Here is a 16,421-nt window from a genome sequence, read left to right on the forward strand (position 1 = left end):
CCGGGGACCCGTCGGACCACCGATCAGCGACTCCGAGGAAACTCCGTCCCTCAGGAGAGCGCGGGATCGGCGAGCAGCAGCTTCTCCTCGAGGAAAGGGCTCAGCGTCTCCGCGTAGACATCGATTACGTGACTGTCGTCTCGGTAGACGAGAACGTCACCGATGACTGATTGGCAGGTCTCACCGCTGCAGAAGTACTCGGTCATGTCGACAAGAGGCACATCGGCCGCCTTCGCAGCCAGCCGGATCGGGTCTTCGGGTAGAGCTTCTTCTCGAGAGAAGTCGCATCGGCTCGGATCGTCCTGTGACAGGACGCAACTCGGCGGGTCCATCAACCCCGCCAGGCCAGGCCGAGGATTGTCAAGGATCGCGATCACCGGGATCCCGGCAGCCTCGATCTGTTCCCAGGCGTCGGCCATCCCGCGCGCTCCGGCCTCGATCGACGACTCGCCCTCGTCATGCACGAACTCCACACCGTTGACCGACGTCGCGATGACTACGTCGAAACCTCCCTTTTCGATCTGCGCCAGAGCATCTCGACTCCACGTGGAGCAGGTCCCATTCGCTCGGTCCGCCTCGAGAGCGACGGTCGAGAGAGCGCAGGACGACTTCCACATCGTCGTGATGTGCCAGTTCTCCTCCTCCGCGATAGGGAGCAACGCCGGAAGCCACCGCTGCGCGTGAGAGTCGCCGACCAGCAGGACGCTCTCGGCGTCGCTCCGCTCTGAACCGAATCCGCAGGTGATCACCTCGGCGCTCGACAGCGCCTGCTTGCATGCCTCGTTCGGGTTGTTGTCCGTCGCGAAGACGGGGTCCGGCACCACCGGTGAACCGGTGGGTGCGCAGGCTCCCTGCGACGTGAGCGACGCAGCGCCGAAACAGGTCACTCCTACCGTGGAGCGAACCTCGGCCAGAGTCCGCTCCGCCGAAGCGGCGCGTTCCGTCGTCGCGTACCACAACCCACCGGCCGCGACGCAGACGACTGCCATCCCGCCGACCAGTCGTAGCACGGTCGACAGATCACCCCGTCGAGCGCTGCTCGTCGTGGACGACGACGCCGGACGCGCTGTTCGAAAGCGGTCCTCGATGAATTTCTTGGAGAGCGGCGCGAGGGTGAAGGTCGCCGCAAGAACGATGGCGACCAGTGCGATCTTGGAGATGCCGTAGACGGCGAGCGGGACGATGACGATGACCGGCCAGTGCCAGAGATAGACCGAGTAGCTGATGTCGCCGAGGTACTGAACGGGTCTCAACCGGAAGAGCGCGGTTGGCGCGAACCGCGTCGACGGCGACCCGGCGATGATGATCGCGGCGGTTCCTAGAACTGGCAAGGCTGCGGCGAATCCCGGGAAGGGGGTCTGGTCGTCATAGAGCAGGGCCGACACTGCGATTGCGATGATCCCTGCCCACGACAGCGCCGAAGTGGACGAGCGGGTGGGTTTCAGAGCGAGCGCGAAGGCCGCAAGCAGAGCACCGCACCCGAACTCCCAAGCGCGCGTGAAAGTACTGAAGTACGCGACGTCCGGGTTCGTCGACGTCAAGTAAAGGGAGTAGGCGAAGGAAGCCAGGGTTACGACCAAGAGGATCGCCCGGGCCGAGACGAGTCCTGACTTACCACCCCTCACGGCCGTGGCCCACGCGATCAACAGGATCGCCGGCCACACGAGGTAGAACTGCTCCTCGGTGGAGAGAGACCAGAAGTGCTGCACGGGACTCGCGTCCGAGGAGATCGCCGAATAGCTGACAGCGTTGGCCGCCAACTGCCAGTTCTGGAAGTACAGAGCGCTCGAGACGAACTGCTGCGCGAACGCGATCCAGTGGACCTGAGGTACGAAGAGGGCGGTCGCTATCGCTGTGGCGAGCAGCACGACCAGCGAGACAGGGAGAAGGCGACGCGCCCGCCTGAGATAGAACCGGCCGAGCCGGATCCCTCCCGTCGAGTCCAGCTCGCGAAGCAGATGAGCGGTGATCAGGTAGCCGGAGATCACGAAGAAGACGTCTACACCGACGTATCCGCCAGCGGCAGCCCCGGGGAACAGGTGGTAGAGAAGGACGAGGCTCACGGCGAGTGCGCGAAGCGCTTGGATCTCCGGTCGGACCTTCTGAGTGTTGACGACCGGTCGACTGGCGGCGATTCGTGCGGGCACCGTGCTCCTGAACAGATCAGTGCTACGTCAGATGGCGGCGCGTCGGCCGCCGCCGCCGTGGCCACGTGAGGAAGTGTCGTTCGATCCTACCCGCCGAGCTCGGCGGGCGACGTGGTCGCCTCCAGCGGCCGGATCGGTCGTCGAGGGTTCGGCTACGCTCGGCGCATGATGCTGCATGACCGGTACTCCCCGCCGGACCGACCGCGCACCCGTACATCAGCCGGTGCAGGATACTCGGCCGCCGTGATCTTCGTCGCAGCGACGTTCACTGTCGTCGGGACGGGTATCGGGTCCAACCCTTCTCTCGCGCTACTCGCGCTGGGAGCTCTGGTTCTTCTCTTCGGCGTACCTGCTCAATACGCGCTCGGTGCAGCCTCGATAGTCGCTATCGCTGGTGCATACCTCTTCTCACCGAACAACGGTCCGGCCATCTACCAGTACATCGGAAGCGCCGTGGTCATAGCGAGCCTGAGCATCGGGTTTCTCCGCTCGTCCGGCGGTGTCGAGAAGAAGACAAGAAGCGCCATCATTGCGCTGGCCACCACTTTCATCATCGCAACCCTTCTCCCGACGATCGCCACCGAGTCGGAAGACCCTCTCCTCTTCACCTTGAGGCTGATCATTCCGTGGGTCCTGATACTCGTCGCGGGTCGACGCATGACGCCCCTCGACTTCTTGTTCTTCAGCAGAGCATTCATCTTGTTCGGCATTCTTCAATCTTTGATCGCGTTCCTCGATTGGTCGGGTACTAGCGTGCCCGGCTTCGGTTACTCGCTCATCGGGGAGTTCCGCCTCGAGAACACCCTGTTCGGCGAGTCGTTCCCTCGAGCACAAGGTCTCGCAGGTCACCCGATCGTGTTCAGCGTCATCATCATCATCGGAATCATCATGATCTGGAGAGACACGGGGCGGATGGCGGCCCTGCTCCGTGTGATGGCCGCGATCACCCTCACAGGAGCACTTCTCCTCTCGGGCACGCGGAGCGCAGCACTCGCTCTCGGTGTGGGCATCCTCTTCCTCATCGTCAGAAGCGGGAGCTCGTTCGGAGCACGACTCCGCAATTTCATGGTCCTCGGCGGGCTGGTCGGGGTCCTGAGCCTCAACAGCGGTGTACGCGCCTACCTCGGCGAAGTCGTCGGAGCACTGACCGAATCGGGCTCTTACACCCATCGAACCGGAGCCTTCGAGAGCATCCCCCCTCTGATCGACGGACGCTCCACTATCACCTCGATTTTCGGGAACGGGTACTCATCCGAGGGTGCGCTGTTCGATCTCGGTTTCCTGCAGCAGGACGGCCTGCGCGTGATCGACAACCAGATCGTGACGACATTCGTCGTGAGCGGGCTCGTCGGAGTGATGCTTCTGCTCTGCATCGTGGTCCGGTCGGTGTGGGTCGGCGACATCTTCGTGAAGACGGCAGTACTGGTGATGCTCGTCATGTTCATGTCATTCGACTTCTTACGTTGGGCGGGGCCAAGTCTCACCTTCTTCCTGATCATCGGCATGGCCGATAACAGCCACTTCATGAGTTCGAGTGCGCGGCGTCGGCTCTTTTCCGAAGAGGATTCCGTTCGACCGACCCTCCCCGCAGATACGGGCAAGTTCGTTCCCGCGGCGGCCGGCCTCCGCGGCACTCGTGGATCAACGCCTGCGCAGCGTCGGGTCGGCCGCTGATCGCGCCTCGGAGGTTGCACAGGCCACACGAACCCTTCTGACCGCAGCCTGACATGCCCCACTAGGGGTGATTGTCGGAGGATCCGGCGCGTCTCGCTCTACCGTTGAGACATGACCGAGCCCCCAGCACCGGCCACTCCTCGCCTTCCGCCCTCGTCGACCGTGCGAATCGGCCGCTCTTTGACCCGCGTGCTACTCGTCGGTGCCGTCGTTGTTCTGGCCATCGTGGCTGCGGGGCTGCCGCTCTACGTCTTCCCTCCCTCGGGCGTCGCCGAACCATCGGTCGATGCCGTAGTCGTCCTCGGCCCCGCCTCCGGCGATCGAGTCCAGCTGGCCCAAGCTCTCGTCGATGATGGACGGGCGGGAGTCCTCGTCATCTCGCGAGACCCGTCGAAGGTCACGAGCGCCCCGGAGAACGCCGCCTGCACGCAGCCGGAAGTCATCTGCTTCCTGCCTGATCCCGCCACCACCCGAGGTGAAGCCGCCGATGTGAGCGTCATGGCTCGAGACCATGCTTGGACTACTGTCGCGATCGTCACCGGGACACCGCACGTGACGCGGGCCCGCTACATCTTCACGACCTGCGCAACTGTCAACACCGAGGTGCTGGAGGCGCCCGAGCGGGACCGCGGCGTTCTGGGCTGGGCGCGGCAGTACGCCTACCAGAGCGCGGGATTCCTCAAGGCGTTCGTAGTCGGTTGCGTCGAGGGCGCGAACCGCACCGAAGCGGCGCCGACCGGCTCGTCGAATCGGTTCGCGCCGTCGATGAAAGCAATCCCCGCCACTCTCCTACGCTTACCGGAATGGATTCGATGACGGAACGAACGAAAGAAGCAGGTTCCCTGGACGGGAGGCGGATCGAGTACATCGACGCCATCCGCGGTATCGCCTCCGTGATGGTGCTCTTCGATCACGCGATCGCTCACTGGTTCCCGGAATATCGAGAGTGGACCCTCAGCTACATCAACCTAGGACGAATCGGCATCACCGCGTTCTTCGTGGTCAGTGGCTACGTCGTCGGGCTGACCTTGAGCAAGCAGACAATCCGAACCTTCTCGATCCGGCGTTTCTGGCGTCTCTATCCGATCTACTGGATGTGCACAGCGCTCTACGTAGCGGCGGTGGCGATGAGCCACCCCGCATCGCTGGAGTTCACAGCATTCATCGTCCTGATCAACATCACGATGCTGCAAGGGTTTCTCGGGATCACCAGCATTCTCGGCCCTGCGTGGACACTCGGCGTCGAGATTGCCTACTACGTCCAAGGCGTTGTGGCGAAGGCGCTCGGCGTTCTTCCTCGCGCAGCCTGGCTCGGCTACCTGTGGTTGGCGGCCTACGCAGCGATGAGCGCTTCGAACCTCCTGGCGGGATCGGACTACACAGCGCTCATGCCTTTGATGCTCTACACCGCCTCCGTCGGGTACGCCGTTTACGTCAATGAATCAAGCGGTCGCAGGGATCTACTTCCCCTCCTGGTCGCGGGTGCCGTAGTCGTTCCCCTCGGCGCCATCGCACTCCTCACCTCCCAGAACGGTGAGATATGGTCGCCGGTCGCGTTCCTCTCGTCTTACCTGATCGGCGGTGGGTTGTTCGTTGGACTTCACGCACTCCGTCGACGACTGATGCCGCCGTCCGTCCTGTGGTTGGGAGCTGTGAGCTACGCGCTTTATCTCATCCATATCACCGTGATCGAGCTCGTCGGGCTCGCTGCGCTGCCCGCCCTGCTCTCGGTGGGCCTGGTGATCGGACTCTCGATCCTCGCCGCCGGCGTCCTCCACCACTTCGTGGAGAAGCCGTCGACGTCCGTCGGGCGTCGGTTGACACCATCGCTTCAGAGACTTCGCTGAACCGGCCATCCTGTCGTGAAAGACGTCAGCATCAGCGAACGATGAGAGGAAGTTCCCTGGCGCCTCCGAGCTGTCAGATCCGGCGGCGCCAGGGAACCGATCCCTACCCTAGGACGGCCACGGCGTCATCCTCGGCGGAGCTCTGGGTAGCGCCGGCCGCCCTTTCACCGCAACGGTGGGTGCCGGAACCGTTTGCACCAATCGCGAGACCACGTATGGGCCGAACTGACTCGGCGACTCGCAGAAGAGTTCAGCAAGTTGACACCCCAACGGGTGTCGCATCGGCGTGAATTGCATTACGTTTGTCGCACCCGCCTCCCGAGTGCAGACCCGAAAACTCACTCGTTCACCCGATGGAACCCCGGCGGTCGCAACCCTGGAGCACCGATGCTCACCGAACGACAGACCCACTCGAAGCCGTCTCTCACCCTGCACCTCGGCCACCGCCTGTGCGAAGCGTGTGGACGCAAGCGTGCCCGGCGCCACTCCCCCTTCTGCTCTCAGGAGTGCGCCGAGACCTTCATGTACTACGACTGAGTCCGGATTCCTCGCGGCGCACCCCGAACCTCCCTCGAAACGCTCTCAGAAACGGCCCGTTCCTGAGAGCCGAGTCGTAGGGTGAGCGCGTGAACATCCTTGTCGTCGAAGACGATCCAGCCATGGGTGAGGCCCTCGTGGGCGGCCTCGAAGACGCCGGTTACGAGGCGGTGCTGACGACGAACGGCGTCGACGCCCTCGTGGCGTTCAACAACGCCGAGTTCTCGGCGGCGATCGTCGATGTGATGCTGCCGGCGATGTCGGGCTTCGAGATCTGCAGGCGCATCCGCGAGCTCGGCCGGTCGACTCCGATCATGCTGTTGACCGCGCGCGACGCGATCGAGGACCGCGTCTTCGGACTGGACGCCGGCGCGGACGACTACCTCACGAAGCCGTTCGCCTTCACCGAGCTGAACGCGCGCCTCCGTGCCCTGCTGCGGCGCAGCCCGTCGTTGATGTCGACCTCGATCGAGGTGGGCCGCATCACGGTCGACGGATCGAGCATCCGCCGCACCGCCGACGGCAGCCGCATCCACGTCAGCCCCAAGGAGCTCGAGCTGCTGAAGCTCCTGATCACTCCGGTCGGCTCGGTCGTGACCCGGCAGCGGATCCTCTCGGAGATCTGGGGCGGCGGCGAGATCGTCGACAACAACATCGTCGACCAGTACGTCAGCTACCTCCGGAAGAAGCTCCCGACCGAGGACACCGGCGTCAGCATCGTCACGGTGCGCGGCAAGGGCTACTTCCTCCGCCCCGTCGAGTAGGGCTGTGACGACACCGGAGCCCGAGCGCCGCCGCTCGACTGCACTCTCGATCCGGGCGCGCATCACCGTCGGCAGCGTCGCGGTCGCGACCGTGCTCTTCGCGCTGGCCGCGATGCTCTTCTACCAGGTGGTCTCGGGGATCGTCGAGCGGAGCGAGCGCACCATCCTCGTGTCGATCGAGGACGAGATCCGCCGCGACATCTCGGCCGGCAACGTGCCGCGCGCCGAGGGCTCGACGACCGGTCAGCTCTACCTCGCCCTCAGCCCCGAGGGAGACGGCACCGCGACGACGATGCCGGCCCGCCTCTCGAGCGCGGTGCTCGGCGACCTCCAGACGACCGCCGCCGACTCGACTCCGCGCTACACCGAGATCACGACGGGCTCGACCCGGTACCTGGTGCGGATCACCGCGGTGGAGGCCGACGACGGGACCTGGTCGGTCGCGACCGCGCGCGACCAGGCCGCCTCGCAGCTCGTGCTCGACGACTTCGCGCACGTCCTGGTCTACGCCGCGATCTTCCTCGTGGTCACCTTCGGTCTGGCGTCGTGGATCCTCACGGGGGCGGCGCTCGCGCCGGTCAGGCGGATGCGCGCCCGAGCCGACCAGATCGCCGCCGAACCCGGCCACGGCGACCAGCTGCCGGTGGTGGGCACCCACGACGAGATCGACGAGCTGGCCGAGACCCTCAACGCCTTCCTGACCAAGCAGACCGCTTCTCTCGCCCGCGAGAAGCAGATGGTGTCGGATGCGAGCCACGAGCTGCGGACTCCGCTCGCCGCCCTGTCGGCGCAGCTCGAGATCGCCCACCACCGTGTGGAGGATCCGGTGGCGGTCGACCGCGTCATCCTCGACGCGCGCAAGAGCGTCGACCGGCTGGTGCGGCTGGCGTCCGCGCTCCTCGACATCTCGCGGATCGAGAGCCGCTCGATCCGGCCGACGGCTCCGTTCGACGAGCTGGTCGACGAGCTCGTGGGCGCGGTGGACCGCACGCGGCTCCTGGCGAGCGAGTCGGGCGTCGAGATCGACTACGACATCGACGAGCGCGAACCGCTGCGGCTCTACGGCGTCGCGGCCCAGGACTTCGGGCGGGTGATCGACAACCTCGTCCGCAACGCCATCCAGGCGATCGACGGAGGTGGGATGATCGTCGCAGCGCTCAGCCAGCAGGACGGGCGCCTGCTGCTCACGGTGTCGGACGACGGGCCGGGCATGCCCGACGCGTTCATCCCGGTGGCCTTCGACCGGTTCTCGCGGCCCGACGACTCGCGGACGCTCGCGTCGGGCGGGAGCGGGCTCGGGCTGGCGCTGGTGCACACGACGGTGCTGTCTGCCGGAGGGACGGTGACGCTGTCGAACCGGGAGCCGCACGGGCTCGCGGTGGAGATCGTGCTGCCGCCGGTGGGGTCGGCGGGGCGGTGACGGGGGTGGGGGCGTTCCCACGGAGGAGCACGCCCCGCTTGTTGATCGAGTAGCCCGCACAGCGGGCGTATCGAGATCCACGTCCGCCAGAAGGTCGGGACAGATGCCGCATCTGCTGAAGCTGGTGGGTCTCGATACGCCCCTGCGGGGCTACTCGACCAGCATGCGCGCGGGTGGGTCTCGATACGCCCCTGCGGGGCTACTCGACCAGCATGGGCGCGGGTGGGTCTCGATACGCCCCTGCGGGGCTACTCGACCAGCATGCGCGCGGGCGGGTCTCGATACGCCCCTGCGGGGCTACTCGACCAGCATGCTCTGCGCCGATGCGGCCTTCAGCCTCGACTCCTCGAGCAGCAGAGACTCAGCGCCGGTGGCGGGCGGTGACGTCGACTAGCGGGGGTCGTCCTCGGGGCGGACGGGCTGGGGGTCGCCGGTCACGGGCGGGGGCGCCCAGACGGCCTGCGTGGTCTCGGTGGTGGCGCTCTGGCCGTCGAGGAGGTTGCGGGCCCGGTTGACGACCTCGGGGTCGACGAGCACGGAGTAGCTGGACGCGATGACCTGCATGGTCGAGGTGAAGTCGCGGCGACGGCGGTTCACGGCGTAGGAGGCGAGGCCGAACAGCATCCCGAAGCCGGCACCGAGGAGGATCGCGGCGATCAGGAACGAGAAGTCGGTGGTCGGCGAGAAGATGATGAGCAGCAGGCCGAGGAACACACCGAGCCAGGCGCCGGAGGCGGCTCCCGCGAGGGCGACGCGGCCCCAGGTGAGCTTGCCGGTCACGCGCTCGACGCTCTTGAGCTCGTTGCCGATGATCGCGAGCTGACGCACGGGGAAGTCGGCGCGGGCGAGCACGTCGACGGCGGCCTGCGCCTCCTGGTAGGTGTCGAAGGTGGCGAGGATCTCGCCGCGAGGGATGGTCGGGAAGGCCGGCCCGCGGCCGTTGAACGGCATCTGCTGAGTCACCTGTTCAGGGTCCCACAGCACTCTTGGAGCCTTCTGAACAGTGCTCGAGAGCATCCCGAAGGTGAGCCGAGAGCCCTCGGCTCCCGCTCGGTCGCGCGGCACTAGGTTTGTAGCCGTGAGTTCTGCCAGAGTCTTCGTCGCGCGCTTGGCCGGATGCACGGTCTTCGACCCCGCCGGCGATCGCGTCGGCAAGGTCCGCGACGTGCTGCTGGTCTACCGGCAGAACGACCCTCCGCGCGTCGTGGGGCTGGTCGTCGAGATCCCCGGCCGACGCCGCGTCTTCGTCTCGATCGGCCGCGTGACCAGCATCGGCAGCGGGCAGATCATCACCACGGGACTCATCAACGTCCGCCGCTTCGAGCAGCGCGGCGGCGAGGTGCGCGTGATCGCCGAGCTCCTCGGCCGGCGCATGAGCTTCGTCGACGGCTCGGGCGACGCGATCGTCGAGGACGTCGCGATCGAGGAGGTCGGCCCCGGCGAGTGGCAGCTCGCGCAGCTCTTCGTCCGCCGCCCCAAGACGAGCCCATCGCCCTTCGCCAAGGGCGCCACCACCTTCGCCGGCTGGCACGAGGTCCGCGAGAGCATCTCGCGCGAGGCCCAGTCGGCCGAGCAGTACGTCGCCAGCCTCTCGGAGCTCAAGCCCGCCGACCTCGCGAGCACGCTGCTCGATCTGCCGAAGCAGCGGATGCTCGAGGTCGCCGGCCAGCTGTCCGACGACCGGCTCGCCGACGCGCTCGAGGAGATGCCCGAGAGCGAGCAGGTCGAGATCCTCGGCCAGCTCGACGACGACCGCGCAGCCGACGTCCTCGACCAGATGCAGCCCGACGACGCCGCCGACCTGATCGCCCAGCTGACGGAGGAGCGCGGCGAGGCCCTGCTCGAGCTGATGGAGCCCGAGGAGGCGGACGACGTCCGCATGCTCCTCACCTACGCCCCCGAGTCGGCGGGTGGCCTCATGACGACCGAGCCGATCATCGTCTCGTCCGAGGCCACCGTCGCCGAGGGCCTCGCCCTCATCCGCCGTCACGAGCTGGCGCCCGCACTCGGCGCCGCGGTCTGCGTCACGCTCCCTCCGTACGAGCCGCCGACCGGGCGCTTCCTCGGCATGGTGCACTTCCAGCGGATGCTGCGCTACCCGCCGCACGAGCGCCTCGGCACGCTGCTCGACCAGAGCTTCGATCCGATCACCCCCGACACTTCGGCCGCCGAGGTCGCCCGCATCCTGGCGAGCTACAACCTCGTCTCGGTCCCCGTGGTCGACGAATCGCACCGGCTCGTCGGAGTGGTCACCATCGACGACGTCCTCGACTACCTGTTGCCGGACGACTGGCGCAGCCACGGCGACGACGACGAACCGCGGAAACCCGTGACGACGGCGACCCAGGGCATCCCTGTGGCGCCGCAGCAAGCGGTCAGAGCACGACGACGAGGATGGAGGGGCGCCCGTGGCACGGGAGACTAAGCAGGACAGGCGGCTCGACGCCCCGAAGGGACTCCGCAGCCGGGTCCTCCCGATGCGCAACCGGCAGCGGAGCGACCGCTTCGGCCGCCTGACCGAGTCGTTCGCCCGCGGCATGGGAACCCCGTGGTTCCTGTTCGGCATGACGGTCTTCTGCGTCTTCTGGCTGATCTTCAACACCTACGGGCCCGAGGACGCGCGCTTCGACTCGCAGGCCCTCGGCTTCACGGTCCTCACCCTGATCCTGTCGCTGCAGGCCTCCTACGCCGCCCCGCTCCTCCTGCTCGCGCAGAACCGCCAGGACGACCGCGACCGCGTGCAGATCGAGCAGGACCGCCAGCGCGCCGAGCGCAACCTCGCCGACACCGAGTACCTCGCCCGCGAGGTCGTCGCGCTCCGTCTCGCGATCCGCGACATGGCCAGCAAGGACTTCATCCGCTCCGAGCTGCGCACCCTGGTCGAGGAGCTCGAGAAGGACCGCGCGGAGTCGGGCGCGCCCGAGCGCGGCGATGCCTGACGCCACGGCGGTCGATCCGGCCGGGCTCGAGCGCGCCGTGCGCGAGTCCCTCGCCCGCGTCGTCGACCCCGAGATCCGCAAGCCGATCACCGAGCTCGACATGGTCGAGTCGGTCGTGGCGGCCGGCGACGGAGCGGTCGACGTCGAGATCCGGCTGACCATCGTCGGCTGCCCCGCCGCGTCGGCGATCGAGCGCGACGTCCGCGAGGCGGTCGAGCGCACTCCCGGAGTGACCAGCACCCGCCTCGAGGTCGGGGTGATGACGCCGGCGCAGCGCACGGCCCTCACCGAGCGCCTCCGCGGTGCACGGCGGACCATGCCGTTCGGCCCCGACTCCCTCACGCGGGTCATCGCGGTCACCAGCGGCAAGGGAGGCGTCGGCAAGTCGACCGTCACCGCCAACCTCGCGGTCGCCCTCGCCCAGCAGGGGCTCTCGGTCGGCCTGGTCGACGCGGATGTGCACGGCTTCTCGATCCCCGGGCTGCTGGGGCTCATGCACGACGGCCGCGTCGCCGGCCCGACACGGGTGGGCGAGCTGATGCTGCCTCCCGTCGCCCACGGGGTGAAGGTGATCTCGATCGGGATGTTCCTCGAGGGCGACACCCGGGGCGCCGCCGTCTCATGGCGCGGACCGATGCTGCACCGCACGATCTCGCAGTTCCTGACCGACGTCTACTTCGGCGACCTCGACGTGCTGCTGCTCGACCTGCCGCCGGGGACCGGTGACGTGGCGATCTCGATCGGCCAGCTGCTCCCCCACGCCGAGGTGCTGATCGTGACGACTCCGCAGCCCGCGGCGGCCGACGTCGCGGAGCGGAGCGGTGCGCTCGCCCGTCAGTCGGGCCAGCGGATCATCGGCGTCGTCGAGAACATGGCGGGGCTCCCCCAGGCCGACGGCACCGTGCTCGAGCTCTTCGGCAGCGGAGGCGGCGACGAGGTGGCCCGTCGGCTCACCGCGAGCGGCGATCCGGTGCCGGTGCTCGCGTCGCTGCCGATCAGCGTGGCGCTGCGCGCGGGCGGCGACGAGGGCGTGCCGGTCGTCGTCGGCGACCCCGTCGATCCTGCGGCACGAGCGATCACGGATCTGGCGCAGAGGCTCGGAGCGCGGCCGCGCGGACTGACGGGCCGGCGCCTCCCGATGTCGGTCAGCTGACCGGAGAGAGCGTTCAGCTCACGCGAGAGAGCAACGTCGCCAGTGCGGTCGGCCCGGGAACTGAAGCGATACCGGCCCCAGCCGGCGGAGGAGCTCAGGTGGCTTCGGAGTCGACGGGCGGAGGGGCCACCGTCGAGAGCTCGCCGGCACCGGCGGAGCGCTTCATCGTCGTGTAGTAGCTGTCTTGAGACGCGGCGGCTGTCGTGACGGGCGCGGCGACCGCGGTCGGCGGCTTCACCGTGGGAGCAGGCGTGTCGTCTTCGAGGAGGGCGTCTCGGATGATGCGGCGCGGGTCGTACTGGCGCGGATCGAGCTTCTTCCAGTCGACCTCGTTGAACTCCTCGCCCATCTCGTCCTTGACCCGCTCGCGCGCCTGAGTGGCGTATCCGCGGACCTTGCGCACGAGCTGGCCGAGCTGAGCGGCGTAGTGCGGCAGACGATCGGGGCCCAGCACGAAGACCGCGATGATCCCGATGATCAGGAGCTTGTCGAACGTCAAACCGAACACGAGACAAGAGTAACCCGCCGCGCCTGCGTCACCGACCTCGCGCGCCACCGTAGCCTGACCGTGCAGCAGGCGCGATCCGCCCGCCGCATCGACGAAAGGGAGTCCCTCCGTGTCCGACAAGGATGCCAACTGGAAGTACGCCGAGGACGCCATCGTCGAACCGGAGGCGATCGCCTCCGCCCGCCGGCTCTCGATCGAGCTGGGCATCGACGCCGTCGCGCCGTCGATCGGCGCACAGTCGGCCCTGGTCGCGGCCGCCGCGCGGGCCACGTCGATCATCGAGATCGGCACGGGCACCGGCGTGAGCGGCCTCTGGCTCCTCGACGGCGCCCCCGAGGCGATGCTCACCTCCATCGACTCGGAGGCGGTGCACCAGCAGCACGCGCGCGCCCAGTTCCACGAGGCCGGCGTCTCGCCCAACCGCCTCCGGCTCATCCCGGGCCGCGCGCTCGAGGTGCTCCCCCGGATGAACGAGAACTCGTACGACATCGTCTTCGTCGACGGCGACCCGCTGCAGGTCATCGAGAACGTCGAGCACGCCCTGCGGCTGGTGCGTCCGGGTGGGACCGTCCTGGTGCCGCACGCCCTCTGGCGCGGCCGCGTCTCGAACCCGGCCCAGCGCGACGAGATCGCGTCGGCCTTCCGCACGCTCGTCGCCGAGGTCTGCGCCTCGCCCGCCGTCGTCAGCGTGCTCTCCCCCATCGGCGACGGACTGCTGCAGGCCAACAAGCGCCGCGCCTGAGCCGCTCGAACTGTCCCGTCAACGAGGGAACGCCCGCCGCACGGGGTGCGACGGGCGTTCTCGATGGAGCAGGTCAGGCGGGAGCGACCACCGACGCGAGAGCGTCGTGGAGTTCTTTCGCCTCTGCATCGTTGACTGAGACGACGAGGCGTCCGCCTCCTTCGAGCGGAACGCGCACGACGATGAGTCGCCCCTCCTTAACAGCCTCCATCGGTCCGTCTCCGGTCCTCGGCTTCATGGCCGCCATAGAGTTCCCCTTTCGTGACGTATCCCTCTATTATCGTGCATCCGCGTCCCTCACGAAATCCGCCCCTGGGAGGGCGCTCAGGGGTTGCCGATCACGGCGGAGTCCAGTCGTAGCCGTCGACGGCCCAGCAGATCGAGATCCAGACGATCTGACCGACGATCCCGAGTGCCACGAGGGTGCAGCGGAACAGCGGCGACCGCGGCACGGCGAGAGCGCCGACCAGCGGGAACATCGGCCCCAGCAGCCGGAAGGTGCTCGACTGCGGGAAGAAGAAGGCGAACAGGTAGACGCCGTAGCCCGCGACCCAGGCCCGGCTGAAGAGGTCGAGCCGCCTGGTCCACGGGGCGGCGAGGATGCCCACGAAGACCGCGACCAGCAGCACCACGATCGCGATGCCGACCAGCGGAGCGCCGAACCACCAGTCGCCCCACCACGCCCCGCTCTGGAACCACGAGGTGAAGGGGAACAGCTCCTGGTAGCCGATGTAGGCCGACCGCCACGCCAGCTCGGTGTCGGTGTAGGCGGTCGGCGACCCGGTCACCGCCCAGGCGGCGGCGGGCCAGGAGAAGCCGACGACGAGGCCCCAGCCGGTGAGCGCGACCGCGGGCAGCCAGTCGCTGCGCGGGAACGGCTCCCGCGCTCGCCGGACGTAGCGCACGACGACGTAGAGGCCCATCGCCGCGGCGAAGGCGAGACCGCTCGGACGCGTCAGTCCGAGCAGGAGCACGACCGGGAACACCCAGGCGTACTGCCGCCGCACGAGCAGGAGCAGCGTGATCGCCGTCAGCATCATCGCGGCCGACTCGGCGTAGGCGAGCTGCATCATCGGCGAGGTCGGCGCGACGCAGAAGAGCAGCACCGCGATCAGCGACTGCGCCTCGCTGAGCGAATGCCGGAAGAGGCGGTAGAGGACGAAGCAGGTGACCGCTCCGCAGACCACCGAGACCGCGACGGCGGCCGTGGCCCAGCCGAGGCCGGTGACCGCCATCAGGAGTCGCACCACGGCCGGGTACAGCGGCATGAACGCCCACGCGTTCTCGCCGATCTCGCCCGTGTCCGTCACCGGCAGCACCGACGGGTAGCCGGCCGACGCGATGATCTCGTACCAGCGGCCGTCCCACATCGAGGCGAAGTCGACGTAGGAGGGGGACGGGCCGGTCCACGAGTTCTGCGCCTGGTTCGCGGCGAACTGCAGCAGGATCACCGTCGTGACCACGCGGGTCAGGAGGAAGACGGCGAGGACCCGCACCCACCACGGGACGAGTCGCAGCCGCGCCCTCCTCCGCACCGAGGGCTGCGCCGTCACGGCGCTCATGCCGAGCCCCCGAGCCAGCGGCGGAGGCCGGCTGCGCAGTCGGTGATCTCGTGGACGGCGACGCGCTCGTCGTCGGCGTGGGCCAGGAGCGGATCGCCGGGCCCGTAGTTGACGGCGGGGACGCCCAATGCCGAGAAGCGGGCGACGTCGGTCCAGCCGTACTTCGGCTTGGCCTCGGCGCCCACGGCGGCGATGAAGGCCGCGGCGAGCGGGGCGTCGAGCCCGGGGCGCGCGCCCTCGGCGAGATCGGCGACCTCGACCTCGAAGCCGTCGAAGAGCTCGCGGAGGTGCGCGACCGCCTCCTCGCCGCTGCGATCGGGCGCGAAGCGGTAGTTGACGTGCACGGTGCAAAGATCGGGGATGACGTTGCCCGCGACTCCGCCCGAGATGCGGACGGCGTTGACGCCCTCGCGGTAGACCAGTCCGTCGACCTCGACGCTGCGCGGCTCGTAGGCGGCGAGGCGGTCGAGGATCGGGGCGGCCGCGTGGATCGCGTTCTCGCCGACCCAGCTGCGCGCGGCGTGCGCCCGGCGACCGCGGGTGGTGACATCGACGCGGAGGGTGCCGTTGCAGCCACCCTCGACCTCGGCGGCGGTCGGCTCGCCGAGGACGGCGAAATCGGCGGCGAAGAGTTCGGGACGAGTACGCGCTAAACGGCCGAGCCCGTTCAGATCGGAGGCGACCTCCTCGTTGTCGTACCACATCCAGGTGATGTCGACGACCGGATCGACGAGCTCGGCGGCGAGCACGAGCTGCACCGCGACTCCGGCCTTCATGTCGACGGTGCCGCGCCCGACGAGGTGCTCGACCCCGTCGATCGTCTCGTCGCGCACGGGGAGGTTGTCGTTGATCGGGACCGTGTCGAGGTGGCCCGCGATCACGACGCGCTGAGCGCGACCGAGGGCGGTCCGGGCGACGACGGTGTCTCCGTCGCGGATCACCTCGAGGTGCTCGAACGGCGCGAGGGCCTTCTCGACGGCGTCGGCCAGGGCCGACTCGTCGCCCGAGACCGACGGGATGTCGCAGAGCGCCCGGGTCAGCGCGATCGGATCGGAGCGGAGATCCAGCGCCGCGACAGCGGGGACGACGGGGGTCGGAGCGGGCATGGAGCCCAGGGTACCGGCCGCG

At 68.1% G+C, this 16,421-nt stretch carries 15 protein-coding genes; 9 read left to right on the forward strand and 6 right to left on the reverse strand.

Features of this window, described 5'->3' with window-relative positions:
* Positions 1-50 precede the first annotated feature (50 nt).
* On the reverse strand, positions 51-2,147 hold the full coding sequence (locus GRS96_RS14250; RefSeq protein WP_159988794.1) for an acyltransferase family protein: 2,097 nt from the start codon (positions 2,145-2,147) through the stop codon (positions 51-53).
* 165 nt (positions 2,148-2,312) lie between these two features.
* Here GRS96_RS14250 and GRS96_RS14255 point away from each other — a divergent pair, with 165 nt between their 5' ends.
* From GRS96_RS14255 to GRS96_RS14275, 5 genes are all read left to right on the forward strand, one after another.
* Positions 2,313-3,821: a hypothetical protein gene (locus GRS96_RS14255; protein WP_159988795.1), complete on the forward strand. Its 1,509-nt coding sequence runs from the start codon at positions 2,313-2,315 to the stop codon at positions 3,819-3,821.
* Between the two features lie 111 nt (positions 3,822-3,932).
* Complete coding sequence (locus GRS96_RS14260; RefSeq protein WP_159988796.1) at positions 3,933-4,637, forward strand: YdcF family protein; 705 nt, start codon at positions 3,933-3,935, stop codon at positions 4,635-4,637.
* Positions 4,625-5,668, forward strand: coding sequence for an acyltransferase family protein (locus GRS96_RS14265; RefSeq protein ID WP_159988797.1), 1,044 nt, complete (start codon positions 4,625-4,627; stop codon positions 5,666-5,668). Before GRS96_RS14260 ends, GRS96_RS14265 begins: the two co-directional genes overlap by 13 nt.
* A gap of 626 nt (positions 5,669-6,294) precedes the next feature.
* Entirely contained in the window at positions 6,295-6,969 is a 675-nt protein-coding gene (locus tag GRS96_RS14270) for a response regulator transcription factor (protein WP_268817144.1), read from the forward strand.
* Between the two features lie 4 nt (positions 6,970-6,973).
* A complete protein-coding gene (locus GRS96_RS14275) occupies positions 6,974-8,389 on the forward strand; it encodes a sensor histidine kinase (RefSeq protein WP_159988798.1) in 1,416 nt (471 codons plus the stop codon).
* A gap of 390 nt (positions 8,390-8,779) precedes the next feature.
* Here GRS96_RS14275 and GRS96_RS14280 read toward each other — a convergent pair whose 3' ends face one another.
* The gene (locus tag GRS96_RS14280) at positions 8,780-9,352 is read right to left on the reverse strand and encodes a general stress protein (protein WP_236553629.1); all 573 of its coding nucleotides are present in this window, start codon (positions 9,350-9,352) and stop codon (positions 8,780-8,782) included.
* A gap of 115 nt (positions 9,353-9,467) precedes the next feature.
* On the opposite strand from GRS96_RS14280, the gene GRS96_RS14285 reads away from it, so the two are divergent.
* Genes GRS96_RS14285 through GRS96_RS14295 form a run of 3 tightly spaced genes read left to right on the forward strand, consistent with a single transcriptional unit; the run spans position 9,468 to position 12,481 of the window.
* Positions 9,468-10,814: a magnesium transporter MgtE N-terminal domain-containing protein gene (locus tag GRS96_RS14285; RefSeq protein WP_159856403.1), complete on the forward strand. Its 1,347-nt coding sequence runs from the start codon at positions 9,468-9,470 to the stop codon at positions 10,812-10,814.
* Positions 10,798-11,328, forward strand: coding sequence for a DUF1003 domain-containing protein (locus tag GRS96_RS14290; protein WP_235021963.1), 531 nt, complete (start codon positions 10,798-10,800; stop codon positions 11,326-11,328). The genes GRS96_RS14285 and GRS96_RS14290 overlap by 17 nt, the downstream gene beginning before the upstream one ends.
* Entirely contained in the window at positions 11,321-12,481 is a 1,161-nt protein-coding gene (locus GRS96_RS14295) for a P-loop NTPase (RefSeq protein ID WP_159988799.1), read from the forward strand. Before GRS96_RS14290 ends, GRS96_RS14295 begins: the two co-directional genes overlap by 8 nt.
* Before the next feature lie 94 nt (positions 12,482-12,575).
* On the opposite strand, the gene GRS96_RS14300 is transcribed toward GRS96_RS14295, so the two are convergent.
* Positions 12,576-12,989, reverse strand: a complete 414-nt coding sequence (locus GRS96_RS14300) for a twin-arginine translocase TatA/TatE family subunit (RefSeq protein WP_159988800.1) — start codon at positions 12,987-12,989, stop codon at positions 12,576-12,578.
* Positions 12,990-13,098: 109 nt separating this feature from the next.
* Here GRS96_RS14300 and GRS96_RS14305 point away from each other — a divergent pair, with 109 nt between their 5' ends.
* Complete coding sequence (locus GRS96_RS14305) at positions 13,099-13,731, forward strand: O-methyltransferase (protein ID WP_159856409.1); 633 nt, start codon at positions 13,099-13,101, stop codon at positions 13,729-13,731.
* Positions 13,732-13,804: 73 nt separating this feature from the next.
* Here GRS96_RS14305 and GRS96_RS14310 read toward each other — a convergent pair whose 3' ends face one another.
* The 3 genes from GRS96_RS14310 to dapE form a co-directional block, all read right to left on the reverse strand.
* Positions 13,805-13,978 carry a DUF3117 domain-containing protein gene (locus tag GRS96_RS14310; RefSeq protein ID WP_159856411.1) on the reverse strand — a complete coding sequence of 58 codons (174 nt, stop codon included), beginning with the start codon at positions 13,976-13,978 and terminating at the stop codon, positions 13,805-13,807.
* Positions 13,979-14,069: 91 nt separating this feature from the next.
* The gene (locus GRS96_RS14315) at positions 14,070-15,293 is read right to left on the reverse strand and encodes a hypothetical protein (protein ID WP_236553630.1); all 1,224 of its coding nucleotides are present in this window, start codon (positions 15,291-15,293) and stop codon (positions 14,070-14,072) included.
* The gene (gene dapE / locus GRS96_RS14320; protein ID WP_159988801.1) at positions 15,290-16,399 is read right to left on the reverse strand and encodes a succinyl-diaminopimelate desuccinylase; all 1,110 of its coding nucleotides are present in this window, start codon (positions 16,397-16,399) and stop codon (positions 15,290-15,292) included. Before dapE ends, GRS96_RS14315 begins: the two co-directional genes overlap by 4 nt.
* Positions 16,400-16,421: the final 22 nt, after the last annotated feature.

Origin of the sequence: Rathayibacter sp. VKM Ac-2803 (assembly GCF_009807175.1) — a bacterium.
In the GTDB taxonomy this organism is placed as follows: domain Bacteria; phylum Actinomycetota; class Actinomycetes; order Actinomycetales; family Microbacteriaceae; genus Rathayibacter.

Bases quoted from the DNA above. Each gene is read 5' to 3' on its own strand.
- GRS96_RS14255 (WP_159988795.1), top strand. From the start codon at position 2,313: ATGATGCTGCATGACCGGTACTCCCCGCCGGACCGACCGCGCACCCGT.
- GRS96_RS14260 (WP_159988796.1), top strand. From the start codon at position 3,933: ATGACCGAGCCCCCAGCACCGGCCACTCCTCGCCTTCCGCCCTCGTCG.
- GRS96_RS14265 (WP_159988797.1), top strand. From the start codon at position 4,625: ATGGATTCGATGACGGAACGAACGAAAGAAGCAGGTTCCCTGGACGGG.
- GRS96_RS14295 (WP_159988799.1), top strand. From the start codon at position 11,321: ATGCCTGACGCCACGGCGGTCGATCCGGCCGGGCTCGAGCGCGCCGTG.
- GRS96_RS14310 (WP_159856411.1), bottom strand. From the start codon at position 13,978: ATGGCGGCCATGAAGCCGAGGACCGGAGACGGACCGATGGAGGCTGTT.
- GRS96_RS14315 (WP_236553630.1), bottom strand. From the start codon at position 15,293: ATGAGCGCCGTGACGGCGCAGCCCTCGGTGCGGAGGAGGGCGCGGCTG.
- dapE (WP_159988801.1), bottom strand. From the start codon at position 16,399: ATGCCCGCTCCGACCCCCGTCGTCCCCGCTGTCGCGGCGCTGGATCTC.